Source organism: Streptomyces sp. Ac-502, assembly GCF_045222935.1.
Lineage (GTDB): Bacteria > Actinomycetota > Actinomycetes > Streptomycetales > Streptomycetaceae > Streptomyces > Streptomyces monomycini.
In genome coordinates, this window is the sequence record NZ_JBHFFO010000001.1 from 3,102,704 (window position 1) to 3,122,271 (window position 19,568).

Genomic DNA, 19,568 nt, shown 5'->3' on the forward strand with positions numbered 1-19,568 from the left:
CGTATTGCCTGCTATGCAGTCCGTAGGGGTTGGGGCGGGGGTGGGTAGGGGCGCGGCCCGGTGGGCTCGGCGGCCGTCATCCCGCCGTCGCTCCCCCGGCTGTCCCACCGGGTCCACCGGGTCCACCGGATCCGCCGGCCCCACCGAACCCACCGGCCGCACCGGGCCACCCGAATCCGCCGACCCACCCGAATCCACCGAACGAATCCACCGAACGAATCCACCGAACCGGCCGAACCCGTGGGCCCGGCCGGGCCCGCCCCCTCGCACGGTGCCGTCACTCGCCCCGTACCCGCAGCGCCCTCCTCAGGTCGTCGAGCTGGTCGATGAGCTTGCGGCGCAGGGCGGGGGACGGGTCGGCGGTGCGCAGGCACTCCTCGCCCAGGTGGAGGGTGGCCGGGTCGACGCAGGGTGTGGGGAAGGCGTAGCGGCCGGCGGAGTCGGCGAGGGCGGGGCCGCGGCGGGCGGCGAGGGCCACCGCTTCGGGGAAGTAGCGGGTGACGTAGGGGCGTACGAGATCGAGCTGTTCGGGGGCCCAGAAGCCGGCGGCGGTGGCGTTGAAGAGGTAGTTGGACAGGTCGGTGTGCTCGTCGGTGGCGAAGAGGGCGTCCCAGGCGGCTTGTTTGGCGGCGGGGTCGGGCAGGGCGGCGTGGCAGGTGGCGGCGCCCTGGCGGCCGGTGGCGCTGGGGTCGCGGGCCAGTTCGTCCTCGATGGCGGCGGGGGTGGTGGCGCCGAGGACGGCGAGCCGGCCGAGGATGCGCCAGCGCAGCTCCGGGTCGAGGGCGGGTCCGCCGGGGACGCTGCCGCCGGAGAGCCAGTCCTGTATGCCGTCGGGGGTGGTGGCGCTGTCGATGAAGGTGCGGACGGCGGCCAGGCGCAGTCCTTGGCCGTCGCCGTTCTCGGAGCCTTCGGTGCGGCGCAGGATGTCGCGGGCGATGGTGCTGAGGGTGTTCAGGGCGGCGGGCCGGTCGGCGGCGGGGAGGTAGCGGTCGGCGATCTGGGTGCGGGCGAAGGCGAGGGCGCCGGAGACGATGGCGATGTCGGTTTCGTACGGGAGGTGGGCGCGGGCGGCGTCGAGGTAGGCGGTGGGGGGCAGTTCGCCGTCTCGGACCATGTCGCGGGCGGCGTTCCAGGCGACGGCGCGGGTGAGGGCGTCGGGCAGGCCGGAGAGGGCGGTGCGGACGGTGTCCCAGGAGGTGGGGTCGAGGCGGACCTTGGCGTAGGTGAGGTCGCCGTCGTTGAGGAGGACGAGGGCGGGGCGGGGGCCGGGCACGGTGTGGAGGCGCTGCGGGGCGCCGTCCCGTGTGCCGGTGGGGGCGGTGCCTTCGGCCGGTGTGGTGCCGGGGTCCTGGGGTGCCGCTGCGGGGATGTCCCAGGCGAGGTGGTCGCGGGCGACGAGGCGGGTGGGGTCGGTGGGGTCGCGGTCGTACAGGCCGGCGGTGAGGTGGTGGGGGCGGCTGCCGTCCTGGTCGACGCGCAGGGTCCAGCCGCCGCCGGGCGCGGTGTCGACGACGGGGGTGAGGGTGTCGATGCCGGTGGTGCGCAGCCAGCTGGCGGCCCAGGTGTGCACGTCCCGGTCGGTGGCCTGGGCGAGGGAGTCGACGAAGTCGGCAAGGGTGGCGTTGCCGAAGCGGTGGCGGGAGATGTGGTCGTTGATGCCGGCGAGGAAGTCCTTCTCGCCCATCCAGGCGACGAGCTGGCGCAGGGCGGAGGCGCCCTTGGCGTAGGAGATGCCGTCGAAGTTGAGGAGGGCGGAGGCGGTGTCGGGCACGTCCTCGGGGGCGGGGGCGACGGGGTGGGTGGAGGGGCGTTGGTCGGCGTCGTAACCCCAGCTCTTGCGGGCGATGCCGAAGTCGGTCCAGGTGTCGGTGTAGTGCGTGGCCTCGGAGAGGACCTGGTAGCCCATGTACTCGGCGAAGGACTCGTTGAGCCAGATGTCGTCCCACCACGCGAGGGTGACGAGGTCGCCGAACCACATGTGGGCCATCTCGTGGGCGATGACCATGCCGCGGGACTGGCGTTCGGTGTCGGTGACGGCGGAGCGGAAGACGAAGTCGTCGCGGAGGGTGACCAGGCCGGGGTTCTCCATGGCGCCCATGTTGAACTCGGGGACGAACGCCTGGTCGTAGGAGTCGAAGGGGTAGGGCTCGTCGAAGAGGGTGTGGTATCGGTCGTAGCAGCGGCGGGTGATGTCGAGGATCTCTTCGGCGTCCGCGGTCAGGTGGGGGGCCAGGGAGCCGCGGCAGTGGATGCCGAAGGGCAGTCCGGCGTGTTCGGTGCGGACGGTGTGCCAGGGGCCGGCCGCGATGGCGACGAGGTAGGTGCTGATGGGCGGGGTGGGAGCGAGGACGACGTGGTTCGTCTCGCCGTCCTGGCGGGTGACGGTGCTGTTGCCGAGGACCGTCCAGCCGTCGGGTGCGGTGACGCCCAGTTCGAAGACGGCCTTCAGGTCGGGCTGGTCGAAGGCGGCGAAGACGCGCTGGGCGTTGTCCAGGAACAGCTGGGTGTAGACGTAGGTCTCGCCGTCGGCGGGGTCGGTGAAGCGGTGCATGCCCTCGCCGGTGCGGGAGTAGGGCATGGTCGCTTCGAGGCGGAGTTCGTGGTCGCCTTCGGTGAGGCCGGTGAGCGGCAGGCGGTTGCCGTCGAGGGCGGCCGGGTCGAGGGGGCGGCCGTCGAGGGTGGCGGAGCGCAGCTCGTGCGGTGCGACGTCGATGAAGGTGTCGCCCGGGGTGCGCGCACTGAAGCGGACGGCCGTGCGGGACACGAAGTGCTCGGGGCCGTGGGTGAGGTCGAGGTCGATCGCGTAGCGGTGGACGTCGAGGAGTCGGGCTCGGGTCTGCGCCTCGTCGCGCGTCAGTGCGGGCATGTCCTCATGCTGCCGTACGGCACTGACACCGCGCACTCGACCCGCGATTTTCCCGGCCCGGCCGGGTCCCGGGCGTGTTCGGCGGGTGCTCCGCGCGTCCTCGGCGCGTGCTCCGCGTGTGCTTCCCGCGTTCGCGGCGCGCCCTGCTCCGTGGCCGTCTCAGCCGATCCGCGGCGGGTCGTCGGGGTCGGGTACGCGGGTGGACCAGCCGCCGGGGACGTGGTGTCCCTGGCGGGCGCGGAAGCGGACGGGTGCGGTGCCGACGCGGCGGGTGAACAGGCGGCTGAAGTAGGCCGGGTCGGTGTAGCCGACGCGGCGGGCGACGGCGGCGACGGGGAGTTCGGTGGCGGCGAGGAGTTCTTTGGCGTGGCCGAGGCGGATGGCCAGGAGGTAGTCCTTGGGGCTGCATCCGGCGCCGCGGCGTACGGCGGTGCGCAGGGCGGCGGGGGTCATGCCGTGGCGGGCGGCGTGTTCGGCGACGGACAGGGGCAGGAACGCGTCGCGGGCGAGGGCCTGGAGTACGGGGTCGCCGTCCGCGTCGGTGTCGGCGCGGGCGTGCCGCAGGGCGACGAGGAGTTCGTGGACGGCGGCGGCGGTCTCGACTTCCAGGAGGGGGTTGCCGCGGCGGGCGGCGCGGGTGATGCGGCCGACGGCGGTGCGGGCGCCGGCGGTGTCGGCGAGCGGGACGAGGGGGCGGTCGGGTTCGATGTAGCCGAGTTCGGTGTAGGTGGTGGTGGCGGGGCCGGTGAAGTCGACGAAGCTCTCGTCCCAGCCGGTGTGCGGGTCGGCGCCGTAGTGGTGGGGGACGCCGGGGAGGAGCCACAGGAGGGCGGGGGCGGTGACGGGTGTGCGGGTGCCGTCGGGGGTGGTGAACCAGCCGCGGCCGGCGTGGACGACGACGGCGACGTGGTGGTCGAGGACGCGGGGGCCGACGGGTGGCAGGGGGCCGTGCTGGAGTCCGACGCCGAGGCAGACCAGGCCGAGCCGGTGGTGGACCGGGCGCGGTGTGAAGTACCGCATCCACGTGTGGTACATGCGGGCGTCCTCCCGTCGCCACCTACCGGGTGGCATGTCCGTGTCCGGCCGGTTGCTTGCGTTTCCCTACCGATGAGATCCCTGCGCCGCCCGATTTCCGTCCGAGTTCTGTTCGAGTTCCGTCCAATCACTGCCGATCTTTGTCCATGGATTCCGGTGCCGCCAGAGATGAGGGTGACGGGGACGGCGGACGGACCGGAGGACCAGGCGGATCGGGACGACGGGCGGACCGGAGCACCGGGCGGATCGGGACGGCGGACGGACCGGAGCTCCGGGCGGATCGGGACAGCAGGCGGACCGAGCACCGGGCGGGCCGGGACGGCGGAACGGGACAGGGCGGGCGGTATGGGCGGGTTCGTGGTGGGCGAGCGGGACTTCGAGCGGGACGGGCGGCCGGTGCGGCTGCTGTCGGGGGCCCTGCACTACTTCCGGGTGCACGAGGCGCAGTGGGGGCACCGGTTGGCGATGCTGCGCGCCATGGGGCTGAACTGCGTCGAGACGTACGTGCCCTGGAATCTGCACGAGCCGCGGCCCGGCACCTACCGTGACCCGGAGGCGCTGGGCCGCTTCCTGGACGCGGCGCGGGCGGCGGGGTTGCTCGCGCTGGTCAGGCCCGGTCCGTACATCTGCGCGGAGTGGGAGAACGGCGGGCTGCCGCACTGGCTGACCGGCCCGTCGGGGCGGCGGGTGCGGACCCGTGACGCGGAGTACCTGCGGGCGGTGGACGCGTGGTTCGGGCGGCTGTTGCCGCAGGTGGTGGCGCGGCAGTACGACCGTGGCGGCCCGGTGGTGATGGTGCAGGCGGAGAACGAGTACGGGTCGTACGGCGGCGACCGGGAGTACCTGGGGCACATGGTGGAGCTGCTGCGTGGTCTGGGGGTGAGTGTGCCGCTGTTCACCTCGGACGGCCCGGAGGACCACATGCTGACCGGTGGTTCGGTGCCCGGTGTCCTGGCGACGGTGAACTTCGGGTCGGGGGCGCGGGAGGCGTTCGCGGCGCTGCGCCGTCATCGGCCGCGTGGCCCGCTGATGTGTATGGAGTTCTGGTGCGGCTGGTTCTCCCACTGGGGTGACGCTTCGGTGGCGCGCTCTTCGGGGGACGCGGCGGACGCGCTGCGGGAGATCCTGGAGTGTGGTGCGTCGGTCAACGTCTACATGGCGCACGGTGGTACGAACTTCGGGGGCTGGGCGGGGGCGAATCGTTCCGGCGAGCTGCACGACGGGGCTCTGCGGCCCACCGTCACGTCGTACGACTACGACGCGCCGATCGATGAACGCGGGCGCCCTACGGAGAAGTTCCACCGCTTCCGTGACGTTCTGGCCCCGTATGCGCCGGACCCGCTGCCGGAGATTCCCGTTCCGTCGCCGGTTCTCGCCGCGCCCGTACGGGCCGAGGCCGGCGGGTGGGCGCCGCTCGCGGACGTACTGGACGTTCTCGGCGGTCCCGAGGTGACGTCGGGCGTGCCGCCGACCTTCGAGGAGCTGGACGTGGACCGTGGTGTGGTGCGGTACCGCTTCGAGGTTCCCGGGCCGCGCGGGCCGCTTCCGTTGCGGGTGGCGGGGCTGCGCGATCTGGCGGTGACGTACGTGGACGGGGCGCGCGGGCCGACTCTTTACGAGGAGGACGCGGAGATCGGCGCGGCGGTGACCGGGCCCGCCACCGTGGAGCTGTGGGTGGAGTCGCTGGGGCGGGTCAACTACGGGCCGCGGCTCGGGGAGCCGAAGGGCATCACGGGCGGGGTGCTGCACGAGCGGCAGTACCTGCACGGTGTACGGGCGCGAGGGCTGCGGCTGGACGCGTTGGAGGACGCGGCGGCGGTGCGTCGGGTGCCGTTCAGGGAATGCGGCGACCGTCCTTTCGGTTCCGGGCGGCTGGGCCTCCACCGGGCCACGCTGACTGTTCCCTCCCCGGGGACGCCGCCCTCGAACTGCCCGGCTGGACGCGCGGCTTCGCCTGGGTGAACGGGTTCTGCCTGGGCCGCTACTGGGCGGCCGGTCCGCAGCGGACCCTGTTCGTCCCCGGCCCGGCGCTGCGTCCGGGCGCCAACGAGTTGCTCCTGCTGGAGCTGGAGGGCGCCCCCGCCCTTGAGGGAGAGCGGGCAGGGGCGCCCCGTCTGGTGCCCTGACGCGTCAGACCTCCCGTACCTCGAAGACGTCCAGGACGAACTCCGCCTTCCCGTCGCCGCCCGTCTTGCGCAGCCCCACCCACGCCTCGCCGCTCTCCGGGGCGGTGAACTCGTAGGTGTGCGAGGTGGGGTGGGTGGCGACGGGCAGCGGGGTGCGGCTCAGTTCGCGGGCTCCGGGGGTGTCGACGGCCGTGATCCAGGCGTACTGGCCGGCCTTCTCGTTCGCGTAGCGGAAGCTGACCCGGTAGCGGCGTCCGGGCAGGAAACGCACGGTGTGCGGCACCGTCCGGTAGACCAGTCCCGCGTTCTCGCCGCGGGACTTCAGGGACTGGCCGCCGTCGATGACGTCGTCGACGGCCTTGCCGTTCCAGCCGCGCCGGGTGAAGGGCGCGTGCCGCTGCGCGATGTGCGTGCGCGGGTCGGTGACCTGGCCCGCGTCGCCCTTGACGAAGGGGCCCCAGCCTTGCGGTACGTGCTCGAAATCCTCGTACGCGACGGTGCCCGGCCGGTGCGCGGGAACCGCGGCGACGACCCGCACGTTGTCGAACCGAATACGCGGAGTGCCCGCCGCGGTGCGGAGGGTGAGGGTGGCGGGGCCGCCGCCCTCGGGGACGGTGAAGGGGGTGAACATCCGTTGGAAGCGAGTGCCGTGTTTACGGTCGGCGGCGACGAAGTTCGCGGCGGTGGAGGTGTCGGTCCAGTTGGCGGCCGTGACGCCGTCACCGGTGCGTACCTCCAGTGCGGCCCGGCGCCGCTCCCCCGGCCGCGCGCCGACCTCCACCTGCACGGAGGCCGTGTACGTGCCGGGTGCGAGGCGGGCGATCCGCTGGCTGACGGCTGCCGCGCCGCCCGCGCCGACGACCAGTTCGTAGTCTCCGAGGGCGCTCGGCTCGACGGTGGCGGGGCCGCTGACCTGCCAGGCGTCGAGGGTGCCGGAGTGGAAGCCGGGGTCGGCGAGCGGCGTGCCCTCGCCCCAGCCGGGCCCGGTCCGGCCGGCCCCGTGCCGGCCGTGTCCGCCGCTTCCCTGGCCCCAGCCGCGGCCGCCCTGGGCCGGGGCGGGGCGGCGGTAGAGGACGTACGGCTGTCCGGCCGCGGCGGTGACGGTGACCTTGCCGCCGCGCACGGTCAGCCGCTGCGGACGGCTCCGGCCCTGGTCGGTGAGGCGGTAGGCGTACACGCTCCGGGTGCCGGACCAGCCGCGCGGCAGCGTCCAGGTGGTCGTGCCGCCGCCGGGGTTGTAGTGGTAGAGCTTCTCGGGGTCGGTGGCGCGGCGTGGTTCCCAGGGCAGCAGGTAGGTGCCGCCGTCGTACACCAGGCGTCCGTCGGTGGTGATGCGGCGGGTGCCTCCGGTGTCGGTGACGGCGGTGGCGGTCGGCCCCTCGAAGGTGATCTCATGGTCGCGCCAGGTGCGGATCGGGTACGCCTGGAGGTACTTGGCGGGCAGCGCGTCCATCCAGATGATCCGGTAGAAGGCGTGCCAGTCGGTCTTGCCGACCCAGCCTTCGAAGTTGCCCATCCGGGCGCCGCCCAGCAGCGTGGGCCACTTGTCCGCGAACACGTCCTTCTGGTGGTTGCGGACGAAGCGGATGAGCCGGGAGTTGATGCCGCGGGAGGTGTCGCCGCCGTAGTCGGTCTCGTTGGCCCAGTGCGCCCACAGGGCGGAGCGCTCCAGGCCGTGGCCCCATTCGGTGGTGACCTGCCAGCCCTGGGCGCGCAGGTGGCGCTGGAGGCGGTCGGAGTTCCAGCCGGATTCGCGGAAGACGTCGATGTAGAGGGTGTTGAGGGCGGGGTCGGTCTCCTCGCGGAGCTGCCGGAAGCGGCGGACGATGTCGCCGGAGACCAGGTCGCGGCGGGCGTCGATGCGGTAGGACTGGTCGAGCCAGTCCCATTGCGCGTCGTTCTTGTCGACGAGGGTCTCGGAGAAGGCGTGCGCGACGGGGTAGGACTCGGTGGCGTTGACGTGCACGGCGAAGTCGCTGTGCCAGCTCTTTCCGGCGCGCAGCAGGGCGTTGAGGTCGGCGAGGCCTCCGGCGCGGGTGTTGTGGTTGCCGCCGTAGTCGGGGTGGGCGGAGTCGTGGCCTTCGGACTGGTAGCCCTTCAGGAGGGTGAACTGCCGCAGCCCGTCGGTGGCGAGCGCGATCCGTTTGACGTTGTCGAGGGTGGTCAGGAAGGGGTTGGTGGCCTGGCTGGCGAAGTTGAAGGGGATGTGGGCGACGACGCGCAGGTGCTGCTCGTCGGCGCCGAGCGGGTCGGCCATGATGTCGCGCAGCGCGATGGCCGCGTCCTGCCAGTCGGCGGTGCCGTCGCCGTTGCGGTCGCGGGTGAGGACGACGGTGGCGTACGGCAGGGGCTCGGTGTCGTGCGGGGGCGCGGTGGCCGCGCGGTGGGTCCACTGGCCGCAGCCGAGGCGCGCGTAGCGGTGGCCGCCGCTCGCGGTGGTCTGCCGCCACAGCCGACCGTTCTCCCATGTGGTGGCGCCGCTGGGTGTGTCGTAGACGGTGTTGGTCTCGACGGCGGCGGCCAGCTTCCCGGTGGCGACGACCGCGTACGCGCATCCGGTGGGGGCGGCGTCCACCGGGGTGGCGGGCGTGATCCGGACGAGGGTGTCCCCGCTCTTGGCCTTGTCCAGGTCGATGCGGGCGGTCAGGAGGGCGGCGGCGGGCTGGTCGCTGCGGACGCTCAGCAGGGCGAGCCCGGGAATCTGGAGGGTGCCCACGCGGAGGGCCGGGGTGTCGGCGAGCCTGGTGACGCGCCAGTCGACGCGCCATCCGCTGACGGTGATCTCGGCGTCGATCTCGGTGCCGCCGTCGAAGGCGAGGGTGTAGGTGATGCGGTCGGCGGCCGGGCGGGAGGTGACCCGGGGCGTGCGGGTGGTGCCGTCGACGAGGAGCCGGGTGACCGGGTCGGGCTGGCCGTACAGGACGGCGCCGGTGCCCCGGTCGGTGTAGGAGAGGACGCGGGGAAAGCCGGTGTCGACGCGGACCTCCAGGGCCCCGGACCGCAGCACCGCCTCACCGGCACGGGGCGGCGGGTAGGGGCCGGCGCCGGTGCTTCCGGCGTACGCGCTGGTGGCGCCGAGTGGGAGGGTGGCGGCGATCCCGGCGAGCGCGGTACCGACGACGAGTTTTCTACGGGTGGGGCCGGGCTCCGCGCCGGCCGGGGGACCGGCGTCCGCCGGTGCTTCCGCGTCCGCCGGTACGTCCGCGGGCGCCGGTACGTCCGCGGGCGCCGGTACGTCCGCGGGCGCCGCCCCTCCCCCAGCGGACGGGCCTTCCACGTCCACCGGTTGGCCGCCGTCCGCCGGTTGCCGCGCGCCCGCCGGCTGTTCCGCGCCCGCCAACTGTTCCGCTCCTGTCGGTCCGTTCACGAGCGCTCTCCGTCCTTCGCACCGGCTCTCTCCGTCGCGGGACAGGGTGCTCGGTGCGCGCCGGGCGCGCCCATGGACAAAGAGGCGGGAGGTGTTGGACTAACGGACCGGTGCCGAGGAGGTTTCGTACGTCCGGTGCGGCGCGTACTGGTTGCCGAGCCGGCCGGACTCGCCCCGTACCCTCCTTGCTCCTCGTGCCCTGCTTGCTCCCAGGGCGCTTCTTCCGGATCTTGGATCGGGCGGACTTCGCACGCTGCCGCCCCCATATATTGGCGAGATGGACGAAGCCGAGGCGAGCGGTCAGGTGTGGAGGGCGCAGGCCGGGCAGTACGCCAGGCGTGTGCGACGGCTTCGAGAGCGTCAGCGGCGCCGAGGGAGTCAGGCAGCAGCTTTCACATCAGCGGCCTAGGCCTCTCCGTCCTCCTCGTCCTCCCCCGTCGTCAACGGCAGCACCGCCCGTACCTCCCAGCCGCCCTCTGGTGCGGGGCCTGCGGTCAGTCGGCCGCCCAGCGCCTCGGCGCGTTCGGTGAGGCCGGCCAGGCCGAAACCGCCGCCGCCGGCCTGTTCGGAGAGGGGGGCGGGGTGTCCGCCGTCGTCGGCGACGCGCAGTTCCAGGCCGGACGGTACGGTGCGGAGCTTGATGCGGACGGCGGTGGCGTCCGCGGCGTGCTTGCGGATGTTGGTGAGGGCTTCGCGGACGATGCGGTAGACGGCGGCGGCGACTTCGGCGGGAACCGTCTCGTCGAGGCCCTTTTCGATGAGCAGGGTGACGGGCGGGCCGGTGCGCGCGTAGGCCTCGGTGAGGGTGTGCACGTCGGCCAGCCCGGCAAGCGGCCGACTGCGAGCCGCGCCCTCGCGCAGGACGTGGACCAGGCGGCGCATCGCGCTCAGCGCCTCGCCGCCGGAGGTCTCGATCCGTTCGAAGGCGGCGTCCGCCTGGGGCCCGCCGAGTGCGGTGAAGCGGGCGGCGCGGGCCTGGACGACGATGCCGGTGACGTGGTGGGCGACCACGTCGTGCAGTTCGCGGGCGAGTTCCAGGCGCTCGGCGGTCCGTACGGCGGCCAGGTCGCGTATCCGCTGGGCGTCCTGCCAGCGCAGGATCATCGAATAGGCGCTGACGACGACGGTCAGCACGCCGTAGACGACGGTCCACAGGCCCAGCCGGATGTCGCGCATCGGGGCGAGAACGCAGGCCAGGCCCAGCAGGGGGCCGAGGACGGCGGCGGTGCGGCCGGGGGCGCGGTGCACCACACCGGTGAGCAGGACCAGCAGGGCGATGCCTTCGCCGAGGCCCCACACCGCGAGGGCGTGCTGTCCGGCGATCAGGACCACCGAAGCGGCCAGGGAGACGCTCACGGCGGTCCAGGCACGGACGCGCAGCGGGACGCGCGCGTTGGGCACGGAGCACAGGCACACGACGACAGCGGCGACGACGACGGTGGCGTGCGGGCGGGTGGGCTGCCGGGCCAGCGCGACGCCCTCGAAGCCGACGAGGAAGAGCAGGACCGCGGCGAGGGCGGCTTTGCCGGCGGTGGCCTTGCGCGGGTGGGCGCGTGCCCACCCGGTCAGCGGGCTCACGGTACGGCCGGTCCGCCGCCGGTGCCGCCCGTGGCGAGTCCGCTCTCCCAGGCCCAGGCGGCGATCTCGACGCGGTTGCGGGCGTCCAGTTTGGTCTGGACGTTGGCGAGGTGAGTCTTGACGGTGGACAGCGAGACGTAGAGTTCGGCGGCGATCTCGGCGTTGGTCCGGCCGCGGGCGAGGGCACGTACGACGTCCTGTTCGCGGTCGGTCAGCGGCTCGGCGAGGGTACGGGTGGGGCCGCCGGCCGCCGCGGGGGCCAGTTCGCGCAGCAGCCGTACGGTGATCGCGGGCGAGATCAGCGCGTCACCGGCCGCGGCGGCGCGTACCGCCTCCACGAGCATGGCGGGGCTGGCGTCCTTGAGCAGGAAGCCGGAGGCGCCGCCGTGCAGCGCGGCGTGCACATAGGCGTCGACGTCGAAGGTGGTGACGATGACGATGCGCGGCTTGTGCCCGTACTCGGGGTGGGCGGCGGCACGCTCGGCGAGTCGGCGGGTGACCTCCAGGCCGTCGGCCTCGGGCATCCGGATGTCGAGCAGCAGGACGTCGGGGCGCAGCCGTTCCACCGCGGACAGGGCCGCCACGCCGTCCACGACGTCGGCGAGGACCTCGATGTCCGGCTGGCTCTCCAGGATCATCCGGAAGCCCGTCCGGACCATCTCCTGGTCGTCCGCGATGACCACGCTGATCGCCATGTGCCTCGGTGCCCCTCGCCCTGTCCGTGCGTCGTACGTCGTGCGCCGCGCCCCGTACCCGGTGCTCGGCAGCGGTCCGGGCCGCTCCCGCTGCGTTCCATCTGATCTTCGGTGATCGCGCCCCGCAACCGCTGGGGCCGGACCGGACCGGACCGGTCACCGGCGGGCCGCTGGTGCGGCGGGCCGGCCATCGTGGTGCGAGGGGCGGCAGCAGGCGGGCGGCGGGTGCGGGGGTCGGCAGCAGGACGGCGGGGGCAGGGGCCGGCAGCAGGACATCGGGGGCGGGGGTCGGTAGCAGGCTGGCGGGGGCGGGCCCGGGTGCCCGGCGTACTCGCAGCCGCGGGGCCTGGGAACCCGAGCGGCACAGTGCGGGGCCGGGCAGTCGCGGGGCCAGGGTGCTCGTACGGCACAGTCGCCACCGATGCGGGCGGCGCTGCCGGAATGGGCGGCCCGGGGGCCCAGGAGATCCGGTCGGCCCCGTCGGACCGGTCAGCCCCGTCGGCCCGGTCAGCCCCGTCGGCCCGCACAGCCCAGTCGGCCCGGTCGGTTCCGGCAAGGGTGGAGGCCGTCGTGGGGACGGCCCGGAGATCATGGCCGCCGCTGCCGAGCAGCAGCCAGGTGACGGCCGCGGCGGAGGCGGCCAGCAGCAGGGCGGCGATCGCCGTCGTCCGGTGGTCGCCAGGGCGGGCGGGGCCGTGACCCGGAGGCTGTGGCGTGCGGCGGTGGCGGGGCTCGGTGGTCACCCGGCCCACGCTAGGAAGAAGGCACCCGGACGGGTATCGGCCTTCCGGCCAGGCGTCGGCGCCCGTACCCCGACCGAAAGGACGAGCGGGGTACCTCTCCAGGAGGACCCGCCAGGCCCCGGCAGGACCCGGTACACCCCGGCCAGGCCCCAGCAGGGCCCGGTACACCCCGCCCAGGCCCCGGCAGGATCCGGTGCAACCCGGCCAGGCTTCAGCAGGACTCGGTACGAACCCGGTTGTCCCAACCAGGCCCAGTACACCCCGGCCAAACCCCGACAAGGCCCCATACATCCCGGCCAAGCCCAGCAGGCCCCCGCCAGGACCCGTTGGCCCCGAGGGCCGAAAGGCGCGACCGCGCCCCGATGCCCTCCGGCACCGGGACGCGGCGACCGCGCTACGTGGCGACCGTCAACCCGCCGACCCATCGGTCACCGGACCATCAGCCCGCCGCTCCATCGGCCGCCGACCCATCGGTCACCGGACCGTCAGCCGGGCAGACCTCAGTCCATCAGCAGGCCAACCCGTCAGCCCGCCAGCCCTTCAGCCGCCTTCTTGATGTCCGCGGCGAAGGTGCTCACCTCGGTGTAGACGCCGGGCTTGCCGGGGCGGGCGCAGCCTTCGCCCCAGCTGACGATGCCGACCTGGAGCCACTGGCCGGCGTCGTCCTTGCGGAACATCGGGCCGCCGGAGTCGCCCTGGCAGGTGTCGGTGCCGCCGGTGTCGAGCTGGCCGGCGCAGATCTCCTCGCCGGGGGTGAGCTGGTCGCCGTAGGCCTTCTTGCAGGTGGCGTCGTCGACGAAGGGCACCTTGGCCTTGAGGAGGTAGCGCTGCTGCTGGCCGCCCTCCTTGTCGGCGCCCCAGCCGGCTATGTCGAACTCGCCGGAGGTGAGCTTGTCGTCGGTGGCGATCTTCAGGGTCGGCAGGTCGATGGGCTTGGCGAGCTTGATGAGCGCCCAGTCCTTGCCCTTGCCGTTGTAGCCGGGGGCCTGGAGGACCTCGGTGGACTTGACGCTGACGGCCTTGGAGTCCTCCAGGTCGACGACGCCCGCAGTGGCCGTGATGGAGGTGTTGGGGCCGCTGCCGTCCACGCAGTGGGCGGCGGTGAGCACGACGTCCTTGGCGTAGAGGGCGCCGCCGCAGCCCATCGAGAGCCGGACCATGAACGGGAATTCGCCCTGGCTCGCCTTGGTGCCGCCGACGATCTTGGTGTGGACGCCGTCGGCCTGCGGTGTGGGGGTGGGCGCGGCGTTGGCGGCGGCGGGCTGGAGGCTGACGGCCGCGAGGGCGACGGCCGCGGTGGCGGTGGCTCTCTTCAGGTTCTTCAGCTGGCTTCGCAACGGGCTTCCTTTCGTGGGGGGTTGCACGTCGATGTCAGGCCCATGCCAACGCGAGAACCGGAAAGGACCGCCGCAGAACGTGCCGATGAGTCGGCAGCACGCCGCAAGGCGTCCGGACCCAGTGGGGGATGAGCCCGCAAAGCGCCCTTGGATTATGTGGACTCGGCGATCACAGTGGCAAGGGTGTACATCTGGCCAACTCCTGTTCTACCCATGTCACCTACAGCCCATACCGGACGTTCCTGGCGAGACGTACAGTGGTCGGGTGGCGGCGACGGGAAGACCGGGCAGTTCCGGCGGTGACATCGAGCACGGATACCCGCACCTGGACACGGTGCGCGCGGCCGTCACCGCGCTCTACAGACGCCTGTCGTACGACACGGTGCGCACCTTCGACACGAGCGTGCCGCCCGCCGAAGTCGCCTTCGACGACGGGGAGGAGCTGTACGCGGGCGCGCAGCGGGTGGCCCGCGCCATGGTGCAGCACCTGCGGCTGCCCGACGCCCGGGTGATCGTCGCCTTCCGCGACATGAACCTCGCCGCCAATGTCGAACTGAACGCCGGTCCCGAGTACTTCGTCGAGCTGAACTCCCGCTTCAAGACGCACCGCCGGGACATCGGCGCCGCCCTCGCCCACGAGGTGATGCACGTCTATCTGCACCGCCTCGACCTGTCCTTCCCCGGCACCCGTGACAACGAGATCCTCACCGACACCGCCACCGCCTACCTGGGCGCGGGCTGGCTGCTGCTGGACGCGTACCGCGAACACGGGCCGTTCGCGCAGAAGCTGGGCTATCTGACCCCGGAGGAGTTCGGTTACGTCCTCGCCAAGCGCGCGCTGCTCTTCGGCGAGGACCCGGCGCCATGGTTCACCAGCCCGCAGGCGTACGACGCCTACAAGGCGGGCATGGCGCTGGCCCGCCGCGACGCGCAGCAGCCGCCGCTGGCCGCGGCCGGCTGGGCGGGCCGCCGCCGCTACGCCGGAGCCCGGCGCGCGGCCCAGGACCCGCGGCGCGCCGGCCGGCCCGGCGGCCGCGCGCCGGGCGGCGGCTACGCCTTCGAGGGAAGTGCGCCGTTGCGCGTGTCCTTCCCTTGCCCGACATGCCATCAGCGCATCCGCGTCCCGGTGCGCGGCCGTCTGCGGGCCCGCTGCGGACTGTGCCGCACGGAGCTGGATTGCGACACGTAGAGCACGTAGAGGCACGTAGCGCACGTAGAGACACGTAGCGACACCACGCGATACCTAGCGATACCTAGCGAAATGTAACGACACATAGCGCCACATAGCCGCACCCCGGCAGCAGCTCCGACAGCACCTGCCAGAGCCCAGAGCCCAGGTCACCCCGCCTCAGCCGTGGCAGACCACCTTCGCCGCCCCCGCCCCGTGGTGAGCGCGGTCCCGGCCCGGCGAGTGGTTGTCGCCGCGGTCCATCAGCTTCACGCCGATCTTGTTCTGGCGGACCGGGAAGGTGCCGACCGTCTGCCAGCTGCCCCGGTGCGCGACCTGGTCGATGGCGAAGTCCCCGACCTTGGTGCCCGCGTTGAAGGGGTCGGTGAGCACCTGGTAGTGGGTCGGGCTGCCCTGGACGTCACGCTCGCTGGGGCCCCAGGGGACGTAGACCTGCACCTGGCAGCTGCGGGACTCCGGGCCCGGCTCCCACCACCACATGATGTTGTTGTCGGTGTCCTTGTTCGGGTCGCCGGACATCGGTACGGACGTGAACTGGCCGCTGCAGCCGCCGTCGCGGGTGCTGCCGCCGCTGAGCCCGTACCAGCCCACGCCGACCTCGCCGTGGACGCCGGCCTGGTGGTAGCCGCCGCGCGGGGGCGTCGGGCAGCCGGGGCCCGCGATGCCCTCGTACGTGACCTTGGCGTCGGCGCCCTTGGCCTTCGGCGGATCGGGCTTCTTGGGGTCGGGCTTCGGGGTCTTCTTGGGGGTGGGGGTGCCGGACGGGGTCTTCTCCGCCTCCGGCTCGGCCGCGTCGGGCTTCTTGCTGTCCGGTGTCGCGCCGGGCGCCTTGCCGGGCTTGGCCGACGGCAGCGGGTTGCCGGTCTTGGTCTGCTGCGGCTGCTTGGCGGCGACGGCCTGCTCCTGGCCGTCCCCGAAGCGCACCTGGGAGACGCCGAGGGTGGCGAGCGCCACCGCGCCCACGCCGACCCCGGCCAGGACGGGCAGGCCGAGCGCCGTCTTCCACACCCGGCGCCCGGGTGCCAGGCCGCGCTTCGGTGTGCGCGCGCCCTTGGAGAAGGCTTCCGCGAAACCGGACCGGGACGGGTCGGATGCGCCGGAGCGGTCCGGTCCGGCGCTCTTGTTCGGCTGTGACAACGGGGGTTCCTCCTGGGGGGGTGGTCGGGGGTGTCGGGCCGGGCCCGGCGGGGCGCTGGTCAGGCCCGCTGGACGGGCCCGCCGGGGCCGGACGGCTACGGCTGCGGCGGTGCCTGCGGTCCGCCGGGGCCGGCGGTCGGCTCCGCCTGCGGCAGGTCCTGCTTCGGCAGTTCCAGTTCCGGTACGTCCAGTTCGGAGAGCGTCCGCAGGTCCGCCTCGGACGGGGCGTCGTTCTCCGCGACGCGGTACGCCTGCCGTTCGGTCATCGCCTGGAACGTCTGCCGGGCGGAGCGCCCGTTGCCGAACCGGCCGTCGCGCGGGACGTGGTCGAAGTAGCCGACGAGGGTGTCGCGGGCCGCGTCGGTGAGTTCGTACTGGTGGGCCGAGGCGTGCTGTTCGACGATCTGCACCAGGTCCTCGGTGCCGTAGTCCTCGAACAGCAGGGTGCGGTTGAAGCGGGAGGCGAGGCCGGGGTTGGAGTCGATGAAGTGCTCCATCTCGACCGGGTATCCGGCGACGATGACCACGACCGCGTCGCGGTGGTCCTCCATCAGCTTCACGAGGGTGGCGATGGCCTCCTGCGCGAAGTCGTTGCCGCCGGTGGCGTGGGCGGGCGCCAGCGAGTAGGCCTCGTCGATGAACAGCACGCCGCCCATCGCCTCCATGAAGACCCGCTGGGTCTTCGGGCCGGTGTGGCCGACGTACTCGCCGACCAGCGCGGAGCGGTCCGCCTCGACGAGGTGGCCCTTCTCCAGCAGGCCGACGGCGGCCAGGATGCGGCCGTAGAGCCGGGCGACCGTGGTCTTGCCGGTGCCGGGGTTGCCCGCGAAGACCAGGTGGCGGCTGAGCGGCGGCGCGGCCAGTCCGGCCGCTTCGCGGCGCTGGACCATGCGCATCAGCTTGACGAGCGAGGCGACGTCCTGCTTGACGCGTTCCAGGCCGATCAGTTCGTGCAGCTCGCCGAGGAGTTCGTCGAGGTCGGCCTCGGTGGGCGGGACCGTGGTCGTGGTGCCGTCGCCGGTCGGTGTGCCGGCGGACTGCGCGCCGCTCGCGGCGGCCGCGGCGGCGGCCGGGACGGGGGCGAAGGGCGCGGGCCACTGTGCGTCCTGGACCTGCCAGGACACGCAGTCGCGGACCTTCGGTGCGGCGCCGTCCTCGGTGCTCAGGTCGGCCTCGGCGTCCTGGACGCGGATCCGGGTCAGGGCGGGGGCGGCCGCCTCGCCCAGGTGGATGGCGGGGAAGCCGGGCCCGGTGATCTCGCAGTCCTCGAAGGTGCCGGCGCCCTTGGCGTCGACGATCAGGCCGTTCTTGCCGGGGCGGGTGATTCGTACGGCACGGACGCCGGGCGTGGCGCCGGCCGCCACCACCATGCCGGAACCGGCCGCTTCGGTGATGTCCACGTCCGCGGCCCGTACGGTGGCGCCGCCCTGGAAGACCAGCCCGGCGGTGCCGGCGCGCAGGACGCGGCCGCCGGTCAGCTCCGCGTCGCCGCCGCCGAAGGTGAGTCCGGCGCGTTCGGCGTCGGTGACCGTGCAGCCGGTCAGGCGCACGGTGCCGCCGGAGGCGGCGACGACGCCGTTGCGGCAGCGGACGACGGACAGTTCGGTCGCTTCGGCGGCTGCCGCGCCGGACAGGTCGAGGCCGGACATGCCGCAGTCGGTGAGGTGGACCTCGGTGAGGGTCAGGCGGCTGTCGGCGACGGCGTGCAGTCCGTGTTCGGGGGTGGTTCCGGCGCGCAGCCGGGTCAGCGTCAGCCCGGCGTCGCCGCCGGCGTGCACGGCGCTGAAGCGGCAGTCCGTCACTTCGCTGTCGGTCAGGGAGACGGTGGCGGAGCCGGTGGCGAGCACGCCGTTGGCCGACGAGCCGCGTACGGTCGTGCCGCGTGCCTCCAGCCGGGCCGTGCCGTGGGCCGTCAGGGCGGCGGCGGTGGTCCGTACGATCCGGGTGTCGGCCAGCCGTACCCGGGCCCGCTCCCCCGCGGTGGCTCCGGCGCCGCCGCCGTCGCGTAGTACGCAGCCGTCGAGCACGGCGTCGCCGGACCCGGCGACGTGCAGGGCGTCCGCGCCCGCGCCGGTCAGCTCGCAGCCGTACAGCAGCAGTCCGCCGTCGGCCTGCGACGGGATCTGTCCGTCGGCGGCTTCGTACGGGTCGGCGTCGCGCGGTACCGGTGAGGAGTCCAGCACCCGTACGGCTTCGCCGCCGCAGTCGCGGATGCGGCAGTCGACGAGCAGGGCCGCCGACCGGTCCTCGAACAGCAGGCCGCTGCGGCCCGCGCCGTCGATGAGGCAGTCGCGCAGCACGAGGTGTGCGTCCTCGCGGACCCGTACTCCGGAGCCGGTGGCGCCCTTGATCCGGGTGCCGGTCAGCTCCAGCCGGGAGTCGCCGCCCACGACCACGCCGGTGCCCTGGGCGCCTTCCAGGACGCAGTCGGTGAGGCGGACCGCGCCGATGGTACGGATCAGCGCTCCGGCCAGGGCCGCGCCGGTCAGGCGGGCGCCGGTCATGGTGAGCGCGGCCTCGCGCAGCACCTCCAGGCGTCCGCGGTCGGTGCCGCCGCCGTGCCAGTGGGTGATGCCGCCGGACAGCAGGACGGCGGGCCGGTCGGCGGCGCCGCCGCGTACGGTCAGCCCGTCGAGCGTCAGCCGGGCGCCGGGCAGCACTTCGAGCGCCGGGGTGGTGCCGCCGGGGGCGGCGAGGGTGACCGTGCCGCCGTGTGCGCGGAGGACGATGTCACGGTCGATCCGCAGTGCTTCCTCGTAGGTGCCGGGCGCGATGCGGATCTCGTCGCCGGGTGCGGCCGCGTGCAGCGCGGCGCCCAGGGTGGCGTGCGCCGCCGGCTGCCCGGCGGCGACTGTGTGGACCGTCCCGGTGCCCGGGTGTTCTGCGGTGGTCATGCGTCGCCCATGGTCGTGTCCTCGTCGTCCGTCCGGGGAGGCCTGGCAGCGCGTCCCTTGCCCTTGCGGGGACGCTTGACCGGCTGGCCGGCCGGTTCCTCCATGTCGTCAGACTCCCGTACGGTCCAGTGCCAACCGCCGTCGGGGTCCGGTTCCCAGCGGAAGTCGAGGCCGGGGCGGGGGCGGGTCCGCGCGCCCGTCGTGCCCGGCGCGGCCTCGTGCACCACCATGCCGTCGCCGTCGATGACGCGGATGCGGGCGCCCAGTCCCTGGGCGTAGAGGCGTACCGAGAGTTCGGCCGGCGAGCCGGCGGCGAACGAGCCGTGCGGGTCGAGCCGCCCGGTCGCCAGGGTGGCGAACAGGTCGCGGGAGCCCGTTCCGGCCCGGTCCGCCTCGGCCAGCACCAGCTTGATGACGGGGTCCTTGCTGCCCTTGGGCTTGCTCCTGAGGTACTGCTCCACGGCGTCGAGCAGGTTGCCCGGGGTGTGGCCCGGCGCGCCGGCGCCGTCGGCGGTGTTCTCCAGGGCGTGGAACAGGGACCGGGGCGGCGAGTGCACCGGCGGGTATCCGGCGACGACGAGGTGCAGGTTGCGCATGAACC

9 protein-coding genes and 1 pseudogene are annotated in these 19,568 nt (G+C 73.6%); 2 read left to right on the forward strand and 8 right to left on the reverse strand.

Annotation, left to right across the window (positions count from 1 at the left end; translation table 11 throughout):
- Positions 1-277: 277 nt before the first annotated feature.
- Together pepN and ACEXOX_RS14005 are read right to left on the reverse strand one after the other, a co-directional pair.
- Positions 278-2,866 carry an aminopeptidase N gene (gene pepN, locus ACEXOX_RS14000; RefSeq protein ID WP_406520890.1) on the reverse strand — a complete coding sequence of 863 codons (2,589 nt, stop codon included), beginning with the start codon at positions 2,864-2,866 and terminating at the stop codon, positions 278-280.
- Positions 2,867-3,025: 159 nt separating this feature from the next.
- Positions 3,026-3,901 (reverse strand): helix-turn-helix domain-containing protein, encoded by an 876-nt coding sequence (locus tag ACEXOX_RS14005; RefSeq protein ID WP_406520892.1) that lies wholly within the window; start codon positions 3,899-3,901, stop codon positions 3,026-3,028.
- Positions 3,902-4,246: 345 nt separating this feature from the next.
- Here ACEXOX_RS14005 and ACEXOX_RS14010 point away from each other — a divergent pair.
- Positions 4,247-6,027: pseudogene (locus ACEXOX_RS14010) on the forward strand (glycoside hydrolase family 35 protein).
- Between the two features lie 4 nt (positions 6,028-6,031).
- Here the strand turns inward: ACEXOX_RS14010 and ACEXOX_RS14015 are convergent.
- The 4 genes from ACEXOX_RS14015 to ACEXOX_RS14030 form a co-directional block, all read right to left on the reverse strand.
- Positions 6,032-9,124 (reverse strand): endo-alpha-N-acetylgalactosaminidase family protein, encoded by a 3,093-nt coding sequence (locus tag ACEXOX_RS14015; protein WP_406526341.1) that lies wholly within the window; start codon positions 9,122-9,124, stop codon positions 6,032-6,034.
- Between the two features lie 675 nt (positions 9,125-9,799).
- Positions 9,800-10,963 (reverse strand): sensor histidine kinase, encoded by a 1,164-nt coding sequence (locus ACEXOX_RS14020; RefSeq protein ID WP_406526342.1) that lies wholly within the window; start codon positions 10,961-10,963, stop codon positions 9,800-9,802.
- Between the two features lie 5 nt (positions 10,964-10,968).
- Positions 10,969-11,667, reverse strand: coding sequence for a response regulator (locus tag ACEXOX_RS14025; RefSeq protein ID WP_406520894.1), 699 nt, complete (start codon positions 11,665-11,667; stop codon positions 10,969-10,971).
- Between the two features lie 1,267 nt (positions 11,668-12,934).
- On the reverse strand, positions 12,935-13,747 hold the full coding sequence (locus ACEXOX_RS14030) for a S1 family peptidase (protein WP_406520895.1): 813 nt from the start codon (positions 13,745-13,747) through the stop codon (positions 12,935-12,937).
- Between the two features lie 265 nt (positions 13,748-14,012).
- Between ACEXOX_RS14030 and ACEXOX_RS14035 the strand changes: the two genes are divergently transcribed.
- Positions 14,013-14,936 carry a hypothetical protein gene (locus ACEXOX_RS14035; protein ID WP_406520897.1) on the forward strand — a complete coding sequence of 308 codons (924 nt, stop codon included), beginning with the start codon at positions 14,013-14,015 and terminating at the stop codon, positions 14,934-14,936.
- A 159-nt stretch (positions 14,937-15,095) separates the two neighbouring features.
- On the opposite strand, the gene ACEXOX_RS14040 is transcribed toward ACEXOX_RS14035, so the two are convergent.
- Both ACEXOX_RS14040 and ACEXOX_RS14045 read right to left on the reverse strand, forming a co-directional pair.
- Positions 15,096-16,073 (reverse strand): hypothetical protein, encoded by a 978-nt coding sequence (locus tag ACEXOX_RS14040; RefSeq protein WP_406520898.1) that lies wholly within the window; start codon positions 16,071-16,073, stop codon positions 15,096-15,098.
- 95 nt (positions 16,074-16,168) lie between these two features.
- Positions 16,169-18,967, reverse strand: coding sequence for a right-handed parallel beta-helix repeat-containing protein (locus ACEXOX_RS14045; protein WP_406520900.1), 2,799 nt, complete (start codon positions 18,965-18,967; stop codon positions 16,169-16,171).
- Positions 18,968-19,568: the final 601 nt, after the last annotated feature.